At 40.3% G+C, this 16,047-nt stretch carries 10 protein-coding genes, 24 tRNA genes, 1 rRNA gene, 1 riboswitch and 1 other annotated feature; of the genes, 29 read left to right on the forward strand and 6 right to left on the reverse strand.

The window, feature by feature from the left end:
* Positions 1–142: 142 nt before the first annotated feature.
* The 25 genes from rrf (at position 143) to CBF35_RS04995 (ending at position 2,549) form a co-directional block, all read left to right on the forward strand.
* Positions 143–258, forward strand: a 5S ribosomal RNA gene (rrf, locus tag CBF35_RS04875).
* A 10-nt stretch (positions 259–268) separates the two neighbouring features.
* Positions 269–341 (forward strand) — tRNA-Val (locus tag CBF35_RS04880).
* Between the two features lie 3 nt (positions 342–344).
* Positions 345–417: transfer RNA gene (locus CBF35_RS04885), tRNA-Lys, on the forward strand.
* A 13-nt stretch (positions 418–430) separates the two neighbouring features.
* Positions 431–512 (forward strand) — tRNA-Leu (locus CBF35_RS04890).
* A gap of 20 nt (positions 513–532) precedes the next feature.
* A tRNA-Thr gene (locus CBF35_RS04895) sits at positions 533–605 on the forward strand.
* A gap of 5 nt (positions 606–610) precedes the next feature.
* A tRNA-Gly gene (locus CBF35_RS04900) sits at positions 611–682 on the forward strand.
* A gap of 40 nt (positions 683–722) precedes the next feature.
* Positions 723–808: transfer RNA gene (locus tag CBF35_RS04905), tRNA-Leu, on the forward strand.
* A gap of 12 nt (positions 809–820) precedes the next feature.
* Positions 821–894 (forward strand) — tRNA-Arg (locus tag CBF35_RS04910).
* Positions 895–912: 18 nt separating this feature from the next.
* A tRNA-Pro gene (locus CBF35_RS04915) sits at positions 913–986 on the forward strand.
* Between the two features lie 15 nt (positions 987–1,001).
* Positions 1,002–1,075, forward strand: a tRNA-Met gene (locus tag CBF35_RS04920).
* Positions 1,076–1,094: 19 nt separating this feature from the next.
* Positions 1,095–1,168: transfer RNA gene (locus CBF35_RS04925), tRNA-Ile, on the forward strand.
* Between the two features lie 10 nt (positions 1,169–1,178).
* Positions 1,179–1,268 (forward strand) — tRNA-Ser (locus tag CBF35_RS04930).
* A gap of 21 nt (positions 1,269–1,289) precedes the next feature.
* A tRNA-Met gene (locus tag CBF35_RS04935) sits at positions 1,290–1,362 on the forward strand.
* A 49-nt stretch (positions 1,363–1,411) separates the two neighbouring features.
* Positions 1,412–1,485: transfer RNA gene (locus CBF35_RS04940), tRNA-Asp, on the forward strand.
* 15 nt (positions 1,486–1,500) lie between these two features.
* Positions 1,501–1,571 (forward strand) — tRNA-Gly (locus CBF35_RS04945).
* A 28-nt stretch (positions 1,572–1,599) separates the two neighbouring features.
* Positions 1,600–1,673, forward strand: a tRNA-Ile gene (locus CBF35_RS04950).
* Between the two features lie 14 nt (positions 1,674–1,687).
* A tRNA-Ser gene (locus CBF35_RS04955) sits at positions 1,688–1,775 on the forward strand.
* Positions 1,776–1,790: 15 nt separating this feature from the next.
* Positions 1,791–1,862 (forward strand) — tRNA-Glu (locus tag CBF35_RS04960).
* Positions 1,863–1,872: 10 nt separating this feature from the next.
* A tRNA-Ser gene (locus CBF35_RS04965) sits at positions 1,873–1,962 on the forward strand.
* A 21-nt stretch (positions 1,963–1,983) separates the two neighbouring features.
* Positions 1,984–2,056 (forward strand) — tRNA-Met (locus CBF35_RS04970).
* A 49-nt stretch (positions 2,057–2,105) separates the two neighbouring features.
* Positions 2,106–2,179 (forward strand) — tRNA-Asp (locus CBF35_RS04975).
* 26 nt (positions 2,180–2,205) lie between these two features.
* Positions 2,206–2,278, forward strand: a tRNA-Phe gene (locus CBF35_RS04980).
* A gap of 5 nt (positions 2,279–2,283) precedes the next feature.
* Positions 2,284–2,354: transfer RNA gene (locus tag CBF35_RS04985), tRNA-Gly, on the forward strand.
* Between the two features lie 31 nt (positions 2,355–2,385).
* Positions 2,386–2,459, forward strand: a tRNA-Ile gene (locus CBF35_RS04990).
* Positions 2,460–2,477: 18 nt separating this feature from the next.
* Positions 2,478–2,549: transfer RNA gene (locus CBF35_RS04995), tRNA-Glu, on the forward strand.
* Between the two features lie 243 nt (positions 2,550–2,792).
* Here CBF35_RS04995 and CBF35_RS05000 read toward each other — a convergent pair.
* On the reverse strand, positions 2,793–3,563 hold the full coding sequence (locus CBF35_RS05000) for a hypothetical protein (RefSeq protein WP_126778872.1): 771 nt from the start codon (positions 3,561–3,563) through the stop codon (positions 2,793–2,795).
* Between the two features lie 119 nt (positions 3,564–3,682).
* Positions 3,683–3,776: riboswitch (SMK box riboswitch) on the forward strand.
* Here CBF35_RS05000 and metK point away from each other — a divergent pair.
* Together metK and CBF35_RS05010 are read left to right on the forward strand one after the other, a co-directional pair.
* Positions 3,774–4,961: a methionine adenosyltransferase gene (gene metK / locus CBF35_RS05005; RefSeq protein ID WP_126778873.1), complete on the forward strand. Its 1,188-nt coding sequence runs from the start codon at positions 3,774–3,776 to the stop codon at positions 4,959–4,961. It overlaps the preceding riboswitch by 3 nt.
* Positions 4,962–5,034: 73 nt before the next feature.
* Positions 5,035–6,513, forward strand: coding sequence for an MDR family MFS transporter (locus tag CBF35_RS05010; protein ID WP_126778874.1), 1,479 nt, complete (start codon positions 5,035–5,037; stop codon positions 6,511–6,513).
* A gap of 38 nt (positions 6,514–6,551) precedes the next feature.
* On the opposite strand, the gene mnmM is transcribed toward CBF35_RS05010, so the two are convergent.
* From mnmM to CBF35_RS05035, 5 genes are all read right to left on the reverse strand, one after another.
* Positions 6,552–7,118 (reverse strand): tRNA 5-(aminomethyl)-2-thiouridylate-methyltransferase MnmM, encoded by a 567-nt coding sequence (gene mnmM / locus CBF35_RS05015; RefSeq protein ID WP_126778875.1) that lies wholly within the window; start codon positions 7,116–7,118, stop codon positions 6,552–6,554.
* Complete coding sequence (mnmL, locus tag CBF35_RS05020) at positions 7,119–8,078, reverse strand: tRNA modification radical SAM protein MnmL/YtqA (RefSeq protein WP_126778876.1); 960 nt, start codon at positions 8,076–8,078, stop codon at positions 7,119–7,121.
* Positions 8,079–8,100: 22 nt separating this feature from the next.
* Positions 8,101–8,760, reverse strand: coding sequence for a phosphatase PAP2 family protein (locus CBF35_RS05025; protein WP_126778877.1), 660 nt, complete (start codon positions 8,758–8,760; stop codon positions 8,101–8,103).
* 119 nt (positions 8,761–8,879) lie between these two features.
* Positions 8,880–9,926 carry a DUF4097 family beta strand repeat-containing protein gene (locus tag CBF35_RS05030; RefSeq protein ID WP_170174714.1) on the reverse strand — a complete coding sequence of 349 codons (1,047 nt, stop codon included), beginning with the start codon at positions 9,924–9,926 and terminating at the stop codon, positions 8,880–8,882.
* Positions 9,926–10,549: a DUF1700 domain-containing protein gene (locus tag CBF35_RS05035; RefSeq protein WP_126778879.1), complete on the reverse strand. Its 624-nt coding sequence runs from the start codon at positions 10,547–10,549 to the stop codon at positions 9,926–9,928. The genes CBF35_RS05030 and CBF35_RS05035 overlap by 1 nt, the downstream gene beginning before the upstream one ends.
* 311 nt (positions 10,550–10,860) lie before the next feature.
* Between CBF35_RS05035 and CBF35_RS05040 the strand changes: the two genes are divergently transcribed.
* Positions 10,861–13,092: a LysM peptidoglycan-binding domain-containing protein gene (locus CBF35_RS05040; protein ID WP_126778880.1), complete on the forward strand. Its 2,232-nt coding sequence runs from the start codon at positions 10,861–10,863 to the stop codon at positions 13,090–13,092.
* 41 nt (positions 13,093–13,133) lie between these two features.
* Positions 13,134–13,341: a binding site (T-box leader), on the forward strand.
* A gap of 96 nt (positions 13,342–13,437) precedes the next feature.
* Positions 13,438–15,852, forward strand: a complete 2,415-nt coding sequence (gene leuS, locus CBF35_RS05045; protein ID WP_126778881.1) for a leucine--tRNA ligase — start codon at positions 13,438–13,440, stop codon at positions 15,850–15,852.
* Positions 15,853–16,047 lie beyond the last annotated feature (195 nt).

The raw sequence follows: 16,047 nt of genomic DNA on the forward strand, positions 1-16,047 counted from the left end.
TGTACGGAGCGGACTAGTACTAATCGGTCGAGGACTTAACCAAGATTTACACGTAGGATTCACGATTATGTTTTGATTAACTTCAACATCCAGTTTTGAGTGAGCAAACTTATAGATTGTTTACTTAGTAACACCATATAAGTGTGGTGGCGATAGCAAGAAGGATACACCTGTTCCCATGTCGAACACAGTAGTTAAGCTTCTTAGCGCCGATGGTAGTTGGGGGTTTCCCCCTGTGAGAGTAGGACGTTGCCACGCTTTAATATTTGGAGGTTTAGCTCAGCTGGGAGAGCATCTGCCTTACAAGCAGAGGGTCAGCGGTTCGATCCCGTTAACCTCCATATGATTCGTTAGCTCAGTTGGTAGAGCATCTGACTTTTAATCAGAGGGTCACTGGTTCGAACCCAGTACGAGTCATTAGATAGATCTTGCGGGTGTGGCGGAATTGGCAGACGCACTAGATTTAGGATCTAGCGCTTAACGGCGTGGGGGTTCAAGTCCCTTCACCCGCACTTTCAGAATTTTGAAATTAGCCGGCTTAGCTCAGTTGGTAGAGCATCTGATTTGTAATCAGAGGGTCGAGGGTTCAACTCCTTTAGCCGGCATTTATGCGAAAGTAGTTCAGTGGTAGAACACCACCTTGCCAAGGTGGGGGTCGCGAGTTCGAACCTCGTCTTTCGCTTTTGTTTTATATAAAGCAATAAGAAGTCCAGTTATATTCAGCCGGGGTGGCGGAACTGGCAGACGCACAGGACTTAAAATCCTGCGGTAAGTAATTATCGTGCCGGTTCGATTCCGGCCCTCGGCATAGTCACAAGTAGCACCCATAGCTCAATTGGATAGAGTACCTGACTACGAATCAGGCGGTTAGAGGTTCGACTCCTCTTGGGTGCATGACCGTAAGGTTATTTACGGGAAGTAGCTCAGCTTGGTAGAGCACTTGGTTTGGGACCAAGGGGTCGCAGGTTCGAATCCTGTCTTCCCGATTCATTTTAATACAACGCGGCGTAGCTCAGCTGGCTAGAGCGTCCGGTTCATACCCGGGAGGTCGGGGGTTCGATCCCCTCTGCCGCGATTCTTTTTGCCTAGAACTTGGACCTTTAGCTCAGTTGGTTAGAGCAAACGGCTCATAACCGTTCGGTCGTAGGTTCGAGTCCTACAAGGTCCATTAAGAATTCGGAGGATTACCCAAGTCCGGCTGAAGGGAACGGTCTTGAAAACCGTCAGATGTGTAAAAGCATGCAAGGGTTCGAATCCCTTATCCTCCTTCATTTTCAATTTAATAATATCGCGGGGTGGAGCAGTTGGTAGCTCGTCGGGCTCATAACCCGAAGGTCACAGGTTCAAGTCCTGTCCCCGCAATCACTTTGAGAAATCAAAGTAAGTTTTATGTGACGTATTACATGAAATTGGTTTGGTAGTTCAGTTGGTTAGAATGCCTGCCTGTCACGCAGGAGGTCGCGGGTTCGAGTCCCGTCCAGACCGTTTTAAAATTGTTTTGCGGGTGTAGTTTAGTGGTAAAACCTCAGCCTTCCAAGCTGATGATGTGAGTTCGATTCTCATCACCCGCTTATACATTGTTTAATGTATAAGTTATATGGGCCTATAGCTCAGCTGGTTAGAGCGCACGCCTGATAAGCGTGAGGTCGATGGTTCGAGTCCATTTAGGCCCATTATATTGAAATTTGGGGAAGTACTCAAGTGGCTGAAGAGGCGCCCCTGCTAAGGGTGTAGGTCGCGCAAGCGGCGCGAGGGTTCAAATCCCTCCTTCTCCGTATTTTTAATAGTCAGGCCCGTTGGTCAAGCGGTTAAGACACCGCCCTTTCACGGCGGTATCACGGGTTCGATTCCCGTACGGGTCATAGTATTTCCGGAGGATTACCCAAGTCCGGCTGAAGGGAACGGTCTTGAAAACCGTCAGATGTGTAAAAGCATGCAAGGGTTCGAATCCCTTATCCTCCTTCATTTTTAATTTAATAATATCGCGGGGTGGAGCAGTTGGTAGCTCGTCGGGCTCATAACCCGAAGGTCACAGGTTCAAGTCCTGTCCCCGCAATCACTTTGAGAAATCAAAGTAAGTTTTATGTGACGTATTACATGAAATTGGTTTGGTAGTTCAGTTGGTTAGAATGCCTGCCTGTCACGCAGGAGGTCGCGGGTTCGAGTCCCGTCCAGACCGTTTTAAAGATTTTAAATTAAGTTTTTGGCTTAGTAGCTCAGTTGGTAGAGCAACGGATTGAAGCTCCGTGTGTCGGCAGTTCGATTCTGTCCTGAGCCATTTTAGCGGGTGTAGTTTAGTGGTAAAACCTCAGCCTTCCAAGCTGATGATGTGAGTTCGATTCTCATCACCCGCTCTTTGTTTTTTTTTTGCGAAAAAGCAGACAAGGGCCTATAGCTCAGCTGGTTAGAGCGCACGCCTGATAAGCGTGAGGTCGATGGTTCGAGTCCATTTAGGCCCATATTTACTTATTATATCTGGCCCGTTGGTCAAGCGGTTAAGACACCGCCCTTTCACGGCGGTATCACGGGTTCGATTCCCGTACGGGTCATCCTTAAGAACTAGTTTAGTTCTTTTTTTTTGCTTAAAAATAAGTATGAATGAGAGCCTGTTGTAGTAGGGGCGAGCAGTGGCGTAGATCCTACGACATAATTAATCAATATTAAAAAGAGCAGCCTGATTTGTTAGACAGATAGCAGCAGTTTGAAAGCATTTAGTCGGAAAGGATGAAGTGGTTTTTAGTTTATTACATAAAAATAGGTGTGAATGATAGCCATCCACACCTAAAGAGTCTTTAATTAAAGTAAAACAGTGCCAAATTAATGATAACACTAGCAATCACAACGATCTGTGCTAAAGTGTTATTTTTTTGTTTCCAGTAAAAAGCTAGTAAAGTAGCAATTAAAAAAAGGCCGATCATAATGATTGTCAAGCTGATGTTCAGCTCTTTCTGAATGTTTTTTGTGATTAAGAAAAGGGCAGTCCCTATGAAAGTTGGGACTAAATAGAGGAAGTCGCTTTTTTTAAGAGTGTGTTGATTTTGGCGAATTAATTTTAGTAAAAGAGAACCGGTTAAAATCATTAAAGTACTAAATATATAAGGTTGAAAGTATAAAAGTTGAAAATTATAAGGGTAACTAATGCTAATAATTAAATTAAAGACAATGCCTTTAAATAAAGCATTCATTAGAAAGTATAAAAAGGACTCTTGATAGTTGAATTGGTCAGAAAAAAGTAAGAAGTGAAAGACCTCATAACTAAGTAAAATTAAGCCATATTGATAAGTGAAGGCGTTACTAATTGTGATAATCATGATCATTGAAATGGCAAACTTAACACTAAAAACTTTTAAAGGGAAAGTATGATTAACAAAATCAGGATGAGTCATCATATACTCAAAAATCTGTGACCATAAGAGGTAAAGGATAAACACAAAGAGTCCAAAAGAAAAGGCAACTTTTTGTTCAATTAAGATGATTCCTGGTAATAAAGAAGCAAATGTTTGGAGAGAGACAACGATCAACAAGAGATAAACGGTGCTCGGTATCTTTTTTAAAATATTCAAAATAGGTCAACCTTTCTTTTCTGCTATTAGTCCATGGTATTAAAACTTTCAAGTAAGGTCAAGTTAAGCTTTTGTTACAATAAAAGATGTGCTTTTAGATTTGAAATTTGTTATACTAGGAATGTTGCAAGTTCCCGATAGGATTCAGAAAAAACATCATTTTTTTTGAAAATGCCTTGTAACCGAAAAGATAGAGGGGGAATAGTAGAAATGAAAGAAAAATATTTATTTACATCAGAGTCAGTCTCAGAAGGACATCCGGATAAGATTGCTGATCAAATTAGTGATGCGATTTTAGACGCCTTGCTAGAACAAGATCCAATGGCCCGAGTAGCTTGTGAAACATCAGTTACGACCGGTTTAGTGTTAGTCTTTGGTGAGATTACAACGACGGCTTATGTCGACATTCAAAAGGTTGTTCGGGAAACAATTAAAGGAATAGGTTACACGCGAGCTAAGTTTGGTTTTGACGGCGATACATGCGCGGTGATGGTGGCAATTGACGAGCAATCACCAGATATCGCCCAAGGGGTAAACGAGTCCTTAGAAGCCAGAGAATCAGCTGAAGAGAGTGCAGATATTGGTGCCGGTGACCAAGGCTTAATGTTTGGCTTTGCTTCAAATGAAACGGCGGAATTAATGCCCTTACCGATCTCTTTGAGTCATAAGTTAACAAAACGGTTAGCTGACTTACGAAAATCTGAAGAACTGGCTTATTTACGACCAGATGCTAAGTCTCAAGTAACTGTCGAATACGATGAAGATGGTAAACCATTCCGAGTGGACGCCGTCGTCATTAGTACTCAACATGATGAGTTAGTTTCTTTAGAACAAATTCACAAAGATGTGAAGGAGTTAGTGATTTTCCCAGTGATTCCTGCCGAATTACTTGACGACAAGACGAAGTATTATATTAACCCAACTGGTCGCTTCGTCATTGGTGGACCTCAAGGGGATTCAGGCTTAACTGGTCGGAAAATTATCGTTGATACTTATGGGGGCTATGCCCGTCATGGTGGTGGCGCATTTTCTGGTAAAGATGCGACAAAAGTTGACCGTTCAGCTAGTTACGCAGCCCGTTACATTGCCAAAAACATTGTGGCAGCGAAATTAGCTGACAAATGTGAAGTTCAATTAGCCTATGCTATCGGCGTGGCGCAACCTGTCTCAATTTCGGTTGATACATTTAACACCGGAGCTGTTAGTCAAGAACGACTAATTAAAGCGATCCGGGAAAATTTTGATTTACGTCCAGCAGGAATTATTGAGATGCTTGATTTACGCAAGCCAATCTATCAAAAAACAGCTGCTTATGGACATTTCGGTCGTACAGATGTTGACTTTACATGGGAACGCACAGACAAAGTAGCGGACTTATTAAAAAGTGTAGCAGAGTAATAGAGGCGACTCCTAGAGAAAGCATCTTTCTTTAGGAGTCGCTATTTTTGAAGAAGAAAGTTAGGAGAATAAGATGAATAGAAAAGAAACAAATGTAAAAATAGTTACTTTAACAGTGTTTATCGCAACCTTTATGACTGCGATTGAAGCAACGATCGTTTCCACAGCTATGCCGACGATTGCCGGTGAGTTAAAAGGTGGGGAAATTATGAGTTGGGTATTCTCAATTTATTTATTAACAAACGCAATGATGACTCCTGTCTATGGGAAGTTAGCCGATCGGATTGGGCGCAAGCCAGTCTTTTTATTTGGTATTATTGTCTTTATTATCGGTTCATCTTTATGTGGTGTCTCAGTTAACATGCTCCAGTTAATTATTTTTAGAGCGATTCAAGGAATTGGGGCTGGGGCGATTATGCCAGTAGCTTTAACGATTATTGCTGATATTTATGCCATTGATAAGCGGGCAAAAATCTTAGGTTTGAATAGTGCCTTCTGGGGAATTGCCAGTGTCGTTGGTCCCTTATGTGGTGGCTTTATCGTTGATACGATCGGTTGGCATTGGATTTTCTTTGTCAATGTTCCAATCGGCATTGTCTTATTGTTCTTAATTATGATTTACTTAGTGGAACCGAAAAATGAACGAGCGAAGCAACCGATTGATGTTGCTGGTAGTTTATTATTAATGGCCTTGCTGTTAACCTTACTTTATGGCTTCCAAACGTTAAGTGAAAGTAGTGGTTTAGCATGGCAAACAGTGGTTTGTTTTGGCTTAACGATTACTTTTGGGATTCTCTTTTGGTTTGTTGAAAAACGAGCAAAAGATCCGGTTATTTCACTCGATTTATTTAAAAATAAAACCTTTATGATTGTCAATGTGATTGCGGCTTTAGTTAGTGGCTTCTTAATGGGAATCGATGTTTATATCCCAATGTGGATGCAAGGAGTTCTAGGCTTAAAAGCAGCTCTCGGTGGCATGGCTTTAGCACCACTCTCATTTACTTGGATACTTGGTTCGTTAATTGCTGGAAGTTTATTAGAAAAAACTACTACAAAACGGGCGTTAACAATGGGGCTAATCATCATTATTATTGGTGGAGTCTTATTAGCTAATGCGCCGGCCACAACACCTTTCTGGGCCTTTTGTGTGATTTCTGGATTCACAGGGATCGGTTTAGGAATTACGATTACGGCAACAACAGTGAAAGCTCAAAGTTCAGTACCACAAGAAAATATTGGGGTGGCAACTTCTTTTAATACCTTGTTCCGAACCTTAGGTCAAACTGTGATGGTTTCAGTTTTTGGTGTCGTTTTAAATAGTCATTTAAATAAAGAAATGGCAATCAATGCTAACTTAGGGATTAAACGGGAAATGATTGATCAATTGTCGAATCGCGATACGTTTAGTCAATTGGCAACGGATTTAGTTGCGCCACTTAGAGAAATCCTTTATACCGGTTTACATAGTGTTTACTTTGTCGGTGTGATTTTGTTAATTGTCGCAATTATTTTAAATCAATTCCAAAAGTCAGAACGCTTAGTTCAACAATAATAAAAAGCTTAAAACCTGCAAATTTGAATCAGCAGGTTTTAAGCTTTTTTTTCAATGGCAATTAAGATCGGTGGTGTGTTTCGTTGGTTTATGAATTGATAAGAGAGAACATTAAAGTCTTCTTGGGGAATGCTTTCGACAAAAGCTAAGACCCCTTCTTTTTCAGCTAAGCCGCCATCGTGGCCATAATAAACCACAACGATAATTCGTCCGCAAGGTACTAGTCGACTTAACAAGGCTTGTAATGCTTGAATAGTTGTCGGGCTAGTTGTAATAATTTTTTTATCACTTTTTGGTAAGTAGCCAAGATTGAAAATCCCTGCCTTAATAGGTGTTTCTACGGGAATGGTTTGCTCAATTGTTTCGTGGCCTTGATTAAAAAGAGTCACACGTGCCGTAAGATTAGCAGCTGTGAGCTTTTCCTGGGTGTTAACAAGACCTTGAGCTTGAATATCGTAACCATAAACGTGACCGGTCGAACCGACTAACTCAGCTAAAAAAAGGGTGTCGTGACCATTACCAACGGTGGCATCGACGACGACATCACCTTCAGTAATGATTTCTGCTAACAAGTCATGGCTATAACGTAAAGCGGTTTTTAACATTTAACGACCAACCTTTCTAATGTTTGCACTACCTTGAAAGGTCTCTCGTCTTTTAAGTTCATCGTCAATGGCATTTAAGACTTCCCATTTTTTCAGACTCCACATCGGTCCGATAATGCTATCCCGAGGGGCATCTCCAGTTAAACGGTGAATGATAATTTCTGGTGGAATCAGTTCTAATTGATCACAAATAACTGAGACATACTCTGCTTGGGACATGAGCTCTAAGCGACCTTCTAAGTAATCACTGACCATCTTAGTATTAGTCATTAAATGGAGTAAATGAAGTTTGATTCCTTGGATGTCTGAGTCGAGAATTGTGCGTTTAACATTTTCAATCATCATTTCCGGCGTCTCGCCAGGTAAGCCATTAATTAAATGGGTACAAACATTGATGTTGTGCTGGCGTAGTTTAGCAACACCCTCAAGATAAGTTTGATAATCATGAGCCCGGTTAATTAGCTTACTCGTATGTTCGTAAGTACTTTGTAAACCAAGTTCAACCCATAAGTAATAGCGTTGATTGAGTTCTGCTAAGTATGCAACCACATCATCAGGTAAACAATCTGGCCGGGTACCAATTGAAATTCCGACGACGCCAGGTTGTTGTAAGACTTTCTCAAAGCGTTCCCGAATCACGGCAACTGGTGCGTGGGTATTCGTAAAGTTTTGGAAATAGACTAAGTATTGTTGAACGCCTGGCCACTTAGCATGCATCCGTTTAATTTCTTCTTGAAATTGGCTTTCTAAGGGGGCTGTGGGGGCGAGTATCATGTCGCCAGAACCAGAGACACTACAGAAGGTACAACCTCCTCTAGCGGCTGTTCCGTCCCGATTAGGACAGTCAAAGCCGCCGTCAATCGGAACTTTGAAAATCTTTTCGCCAAATTCTTGCCGAAGGGCGTAATTCCAAGTGTGATACCGTTTATTAGGATCATTTGAGAAGTTAAATTGAGACATGTTAGTCACCTGTTTTCGTAAATTATTTTTGTTGGCCTTTAAAGCGCCAAACGAAGCGTTGCTTAATAAAAGTAGGGTAAGAACCTAAAAGCCAAGCCCCACCTAGTAAATAGCCGCCGAGAATGTCTGTTGGGAAATGAACACCGGCATAAATCCGGCTTAAACCAATCGAGATTATTAGTAGCCCTAAAATAACTTGGCTAATTAAGATAAGTGTTTTATTTTTTAGTAAGAGTGGTAATAGTAAAATTAGTGTCCCATAGAAAAGCAGACTAGCCATGGCATGGCCACTTGGAAAACTATAATGAGTGGCATGGATTAAATGCTCAATCGTCGGACGAGGCCGTTGGAAAGCAAATTTGATGAGCCAATTACCAAAACCACCAATTAAAGCGGTATTAATAGCTAACCAAATCGCTTCAGCTTTAAATTTTTTCAGCCAGAGAAAGGCAGCAACTAGTAAGAGTAACAGGGCAATAGTCGAGCTATTCCCTAATTTTGTGACGTTTAAAAAGAAGGCGGATTTAGTTGTTGTAATCGTATCTCGGAGTAAATGAGTCAAAGGTTCGTCTAAGATGCTCACGGTGGCGACATAAAATTTAACAATATAGCCGAGAATCACGAAAAGCACGAGACAACAGCTGCCTGCAAAGTGCCAATATAATTGTTTACTTGAGTTCATATATGGATTATTCCTTTCTATTCAGCAAAAAAGCAGTTCTTTAGTTTAACTAAAGAACTGCTTATATTGTAACATGTTTTTAGAGTGTGAGTTTTAAGAAAATCGTAAAAACTAAGGCCTTACTCTTCGTAATAATCGTTCTCATCACTGTCGACATTAATGTCACCGTAAAGAGTTGTTAATTCTAGATGAGGAGCATCTGCAGTTTTACTGAAATTCTCAGTTTCTTTACCAAATAATGTCACATTCCCTGTTTTACTTTTACCAGTAATTGAGAGCTTTGTATTTACTTCATGGAGATAAACATAAATATCCCCATTAACGGTCTCAAGTTTCATATCATCTCGGGGTTTGCCAAGATTCCAAGAAATATCACCATTTTTCGTCGTGGCGTTAATTTTTCCAGCAACGGAAGCTAAATTAATATCACCATGATCACTAGTGATCTGGCCATCGCCAATTAAATCGCTAGCAGAGATGTCGTTATTCTTAGTTTTTAAGCTGAAATTGGGTGCTCGGGTATCATTAATTGACAGATAACCGTCATCACTAGTTACGTCTAAGTCTTTTTCAACAGTTGTGTTGTAAACTTCAAAACCGCCGCGTTTGACATCAGCAGTAATTGTTTCAGCATTCACATTGTAGAGATGGACTGTTCCAGTTTGATTATCAAAAGTTAGAGACTTAGCGTTAAGGTCACTAACGTTGATTGATTTATGACCAGAACTATTGTTTGTTTTTAAGTGAATCGTTTCGTAAGACTTAGGAATATTTAAGTTGATGTACTCATAGCGGCCTTCCCAAATATCAAACCCAAAGGTGAAGGTCGATTGTTTCCGTTTTTTACGGTTGAAATCAACAGCTAACGTGGTTTTGCCATCAGCTTCTTGAGGGAGCCAAGTGACTGTCGAGTTTTGATCTTTTGAAAAGGTCTCGCTATTTAAATGAAACTGATCATCATCAGAGCTTGAGATCGCATAAGGGATGTTACCTTGAATCGTTAATTCCAGAGTCGTTGCATTTTTCTCGTTTTTTACTTTAAACGTTTCCCGGGTCGTTGTGCGAATCTCTTTATCAGCTAAGTTGTAATAGTAAGCTGACCCAGCACTGCCTACGACTATCAGTAAAATTCCAAAGACAATTAAGGCAATTATTTTCTTTTTCATTAATGTCTCCCCCTTAAGGTGTTGAAGGTCCATTCAACATACAGTTTATTAAAGCGTAGACTGTATTTGGTCAATGGAATTAAAATGGCTAAACCAATTAACCCAACCCCACAAAAGAGGATACTGAAAAATAGTTGGAAAAGACCAAAGGCACCGCTGGCGGTAATAAAAGCGATAATTCCAGCAATCGGCAGTAGGAGGAAAATAACTGCGACTAGCCAACCTGAAAATAAGACTAAAAATGCCGACAGTAAAATCCAAATCATAAAGAGAAAGTTAAAAAGTAAGACGCCAGTTACTTGGCAAAAGCGGACGAAAAAAGACGTCGGTTTCGGTCTTTCGTAATAACTATGATAGGGGGTCTCATGACGGGGGCTAGTAAATTCTTGCCATTCATCGTAAGGTTGCTTTTCATCAGCATGATCAATGCCGAATTCTTCTAAAATTTGGTTAGCAAGTTCACGTGGATTGCCTAGCTCTTGCGAAATTAAAACTTCAGACATCCCATCTACTAAGAGTTTATCAAATTTATCATTATACATTTTTAATATATAGGCTAGTTGCTGAGGGGGTAAAGCTTTTAAGTGAATTTTTAATTCGGTTAAAAAGTGTTCTTTATTCATAAGTATGACCTCGATTCTCCTTAGGCAGAATGTGAAAAAAATTCTTGTTCTGTCATTACCTTAAATATATAGGCTAAAGCCAGATTTAACAATAGTAAAAGCCAAAAATCGGGCTAAAGTATGAGGGGATATCAGCACAAAGACTGGATAAATTAACAAATATAAAAATGGCGTCCTTAAGAATAAATTGAGTGAGTTAAAATAACAAAAGGAATGAGTGGAGAGTGTTTTAATCCCCTCTTTTTTGTTGTATAATGAAATTACCTATTTTAAAAAACGTGACTAAGGGAAAAAAGAGGAGATTAAGACCTATGAATGAAAAAGATGCTAGGCGAAAAACATTAAAGCTACCGAAGCCCTTACAAAAAGGGGCCTCATTCTTTGGCACGACGATGTTGATATCTTCAACAGTCTTTCCAGCTGCGACAGTCAAAGTTTTAGCGGAAACAGTTCCCGAAACGAAACAAGAAAGTTCAAATAATGAAATTATAGAAAATAGTAGTCAAAATGAGCAAAACCAAGCTTCCACGGAAGGTTCTGGAACTAATGATAGTTTGGATACTGACAACAGTGTTAACGAACAAGTGGAAGAATCGACTGAAGAGTTGCCAATAGCCACCTCAGAAGAAGTTCTGCCAGAAAATTCGACAGCTGAGACCCTAGATGAGAACCTTGATCCGATTGAAGAAGTTGTCACAGAACAAGTGATGCCGCAACTATTTGCAGCTAGAAGTATGCGCAGCATGGCACCGAGTACGTTTATTCAACAAATTAGTAGTCAAGCCAAAACTGTAGCCAATGCCAATGATTTATACGCCTCAGTGATGATCGCCCAAGCTATCTTAGAAAGTAGTTGGGGAAATAGTGCCTTGTCATTGCCACCTAATCATAATTTATTTGGTATCAAAGGTCAGTACAACGGTCAATCAGTTTCTATGAAGACCCAAGAGGAAGTCAATGGGTCGATGATTACGATTACTGCCCAGTTTAGAAAATACCCTTCCTATTCGGAATCTTTGAATGATAATGCCCGGGTCTTAAAAACGACTTCTTTTCAACAAGGGGTCTACTTTTATGCCGGTGCTTGGAAAAGTAACACTAAGTCTTACCGTGATGCAACCGCTTGGTTAACAGGACGTTACGCTACGGATAGTAATTATGCAAGCAAATTAAATAATTTAATTGTCAATTACAACTTAACCCAGTACGACACACCAGGCAGTGGCACTGGTACCTTACCACCTAACTCTGGCGGGAATACAACTCCACCGAGTAATGCTACTACCCATACTGTCGTTTCCGGTGATACCTTATCTGGGATTGCTAGTCGTTATGGTGTCACAGTTGCTAATTTAAAAAGTTGGAATAACTTGAAAAATGATTTGATTATTGTCGGTCAACGCTTGCAAGTCAAGGCGCCAGCCAATCAACCGAGTCAACCAAAACCGCCAACGACACCACCGAGCAACACAACGACTCATACTGTGGTTTCCGGTGATACCTTATCGGGAATTGCTAGTCGTTATAAAGTCACAATTGGGAACTTGAAGTCATGGAACAACTTAAAAAGTGATTTGATTATTGTCGGTCAACGCTTGCAAGTCAAGGCGCCAGCCAATCAACCGAGTCAACCAAAACCGCCAACGACACCGAGTAACACAACGACCCATACTGTGGTTTCCGGTGATACCTTATCAAGGATTGCTAGTCGTTATAAAGTCACAGTTGGGAACTTGAAGTCTTGGAACAACTTGAAAAGTGATTTGATTATTGTCGGTCAACGCTTGCAAGTTAAAGGTACAAGTAGCCCAAGCCAACCGAAACCACCAACGAATGCACCGAGTAACACAACGACCCATACTGTGGTTTCCGGTGATACGTTATCGCGAATTGCTAGTCGTTATAAGGTCACAGTTGGCAACTTAAAATCATGGAACAACTTGAAAAGTGATTTGATTATTGTCGGTCAACGTTTGCAAGTTAAAGGTACAAATAGCCCAAGCCAACCGAAACCACCAACGAATGCACCGAGTAACACAACGACCCATGCTGTAGTATCCGGGGATACGCTATCAGGAATTGCTAGCCGTTATGGTGTGTCCATCGCTAACTTGAAAACATGGAATGGCTTAAAAAGTGATTTAATCTTTGTCGGCCAGCGTCTGACCGTTAAAGGGACGACAGGTGGAGCTAACACGACGCCGAATAAGCCGAATACTAACCAAGGAACAAGTACATACACTGTTATTTCCGGTGACACGCTATCGCGGATTAGTAATCATCATAATGTGAGCGTGGCTAATCTTAAAGCTTGGAATAACTTAAAAAGTGATTTGATTTTTGTCGGTCAAAAATTACAAGTTAAACAAACTTCAACGCCTAATAAACCAGCAGCATCTAATCAAAAAAAATATAAAGTCGTCTCAGGCGATACATTGTGGTCGATTGCTGAAAAAAATAATGTGACAATCAAACAATTGAGCACTTGGAATAAATTATCTGGTACAATCATTTACTCTGGGCAAGTCTTAAGAGTTAAATAAAATTTGCCAATTAAAGGGTTCTTTGTTAAGATAGTCAATAGATAACTACGAAGATCAAGGAGTAGTAAGAAGTTAAGTATTAAAGAGAGCACATGGTGGTGAAAATGTGCATACTGACCTTTTGAACTTACCTTAGAAGTAGCTTAGTTGAGAAGATTAAGCCGGTTCACAACCGTTAAGAAGTGTATGAGGTATTGGGTAATCCAATATAAAATTAGGTGGTACCACGTCATAAACAACGTCCTATAAAGAAAGCTTTGGCTGTCTTTATAGGGCTTTTTATTTTTTAATAGTCAGTTTAACAGTTATCTAACGTAGTTTAATAATGAATTGGAGGAATTTCAAATGGCATATCAACACAAAGAAGTTGAACAGAAATGGCAAAAAAAATGGGCGGCAACAAAGGCTTTTAAAACAACTGAAGATCCTAAGAAAGAAAATTTTTATGCCTTAGACATGTTTCCCTATCCATCAGGACAAGGGCTACACGTGGGACACCCAGAAGGTTATACAGCGACAGATATCTTGTCACGTATGAAACGTAGCCAAGGCTATAACGTCTTACATCCAATGGGATGGGATGCCTTTGGATTACCAGCAGAGCAATATGCCTTAGATACTGGTAATGATCCAGCTGAGTTTACCGCTAAAAATATCGAAGTCTTCCGTCGTCAAATTAATTCACTTGGTTTTAGTTACGATTGGGAGCGGGAAATAAATACGACAGACCCAAGTTATTACAAATGGACCCAATGGATTTTCGTGAAACTTTTTGAAAAAGGTTTAGCTTACGAAGCCGAAGTGCCAGTGAACTGGTGTGCGGCTTTAGGAACCGTCCTTGCCAATGAAGAAGTCATTGATGGCAAGTCAGAACGTGGCGATCACCCTGTTGTTCGCTTACCGATGAAACAATGGATGTTGAAAATTACTGATTACGCGGACCGTTTAATTGATGATTTAGATGACGTTGAGTGGCCAGATAGTATTAAAGAGATGCAAAAAAACTGGATAGGTCGCTCAGAAGGGGCGAACGTTACTTTTAAAATCGCTAAAACTGACAAAGAATTTTCAGTTTTTACTACTCGTCCAGATACTTTATTCGGTGCAACTTATGCCGTTTTAGCACCGGAATTAGCTTTAGTTAAAGAAATCACTTCAGCGGAACAACTGCCAAAAGTGTTAGCTTATATTGAAGCAGCTGGTAAAAAATCTGAACTCGCTCGAACGGACTTAGCGAAAGATAAGTCGGGAGTATTTACGGGAGCCTATGCTATTAACCCAGTTAATGGCAAAGAAATACCAATTTGGATCTCTGACTATGTCTTAGCAACTTACGGTACTGGTGCCATTATGGCAGTCCCTGCTCATGATGAGCGTGACTATGAGTTTGCGAAAACTTTTGAATTAGAGATTGTACCAGTCGTAGCAGGTGGTGATGTGACGAAAGAACCATTTGTTGGGGATGGGCTACACATTAATTCAGATTTCTTAGACGGTCTTGATAAAGACACAGCGATTACTAGGATGAACGAATGGCTAGAAAAAGCAGGTGTCGGTAAAAAAGAAGTCAGTTACCGCTTACGTGACTGGTTATTCTCTCGTCAACGTTATTGGGGTGAACCGATTCCCGTGATTCACTGGGAAGATGGCACGATGACAACTGTCCCTGAAGAAGAATTACCATTAGCTTTACCAGTAACAACGGATATCCATCCAAGTGGCACTGGTGAATCACCATTAGCGAACATTGAAGAATGGGTCAATGTGGTCGATCCTAAGACTGGGATGAAAGGTCGCCGTGAAACGAATACAATGCCACAATGGGCAGGTAGCTCATGGTACTTCTTACGTTTTATCGATCCACATAATACCGAAGCCATTGCTGATCCTGAGAAAATTAAAGCGTGGATGCCAGTTGATATTTATATCGGTGGTGCGGAACATGCGGTCTTACACTTATTGTACGCCCGTTTCTGGCATAAATTCCTTTACGATATCGGTGTTGTCCCTACGAAAGAGCCATTCCAAAAATTATACAACCAAGGCATGATCTTAGGTGGTAACAATGAAAAAATGTCTAAATCAAAAGGCAATGTTGTTAATCCAGATGACGTTGTTGAAAAATTTGGAGCAGATACATTAAGAATGTATGAAATGTTTATGGGACCTTTAGACGCAGCCATTGCTTGGAATGAAAATGGTTTAGAAGGTAGTCGTAAGTTCTTAGATCGAGTCTGGCGTTTAATTTTAGACGAAGACAACAAAATGCGGGATCGCATTACAACAGTTAATGATGGCAAACTTGAAAAAGTTTACCATCAAACAGTTAAGAAAGTCACAGAAGATTATGAAAATCTCCGCTTTAATACGGGAATTTCTCAATTGATGGTCTTTGTTAATGAAGCTAATAAGCAAGAGGCCTTGCCTTTTGAGTATATCGAAGGCTTTATTCAATTATTGGCACCAATTGCGCCGCATATTGGTGAAGAATTGTGGGCGCTAACTGGACATGGGGAAAGTTTAACGAATGTTCCTTGGCCGACTTACGATGAAAGTAAATTAGTCGAAGATGTCGTCGAAGTAGTCATTCAAGTCAATGGTAAAGTTAGAGCGAAACTAGCGATTAGTCGTGACTTATCAAAAGCTGAGTTAGAAACATTAGCTTTAGAAAATCCACAGATCAAAGAGTTACTGGCAGAAGTAACGATTCGTAAAGTCGTTGTTATTCCGAATAAATTAGTTAATATTGTCGCGAATTAAAATAGTAATAAGAAGAAGAATGCCCTAGACCTTTTTAGCTAGAGCATTCCTTTTTCTTGCCTTTTCAAGTATAATAGAAGAAGTGCTGATTTATTTTTAATAATAGAGCTAAAGTTCAAAAAGATAAAAACAACAAAACTTATAGAGCAAGGGCAAGAGTGAAAGAGTCAAAAGGGCGGATCGAGTCCTGAAAAT

This window comes from Vagococcus salmoninarum (assembly GCF_003987495.1).
Taxonomy (GTDB): Bacteria; Bacillota; Bacilli; order Lactobacillales; family Vagococcaceae; genus Vagococcus_D; species Vagococcus_D salmoninarum.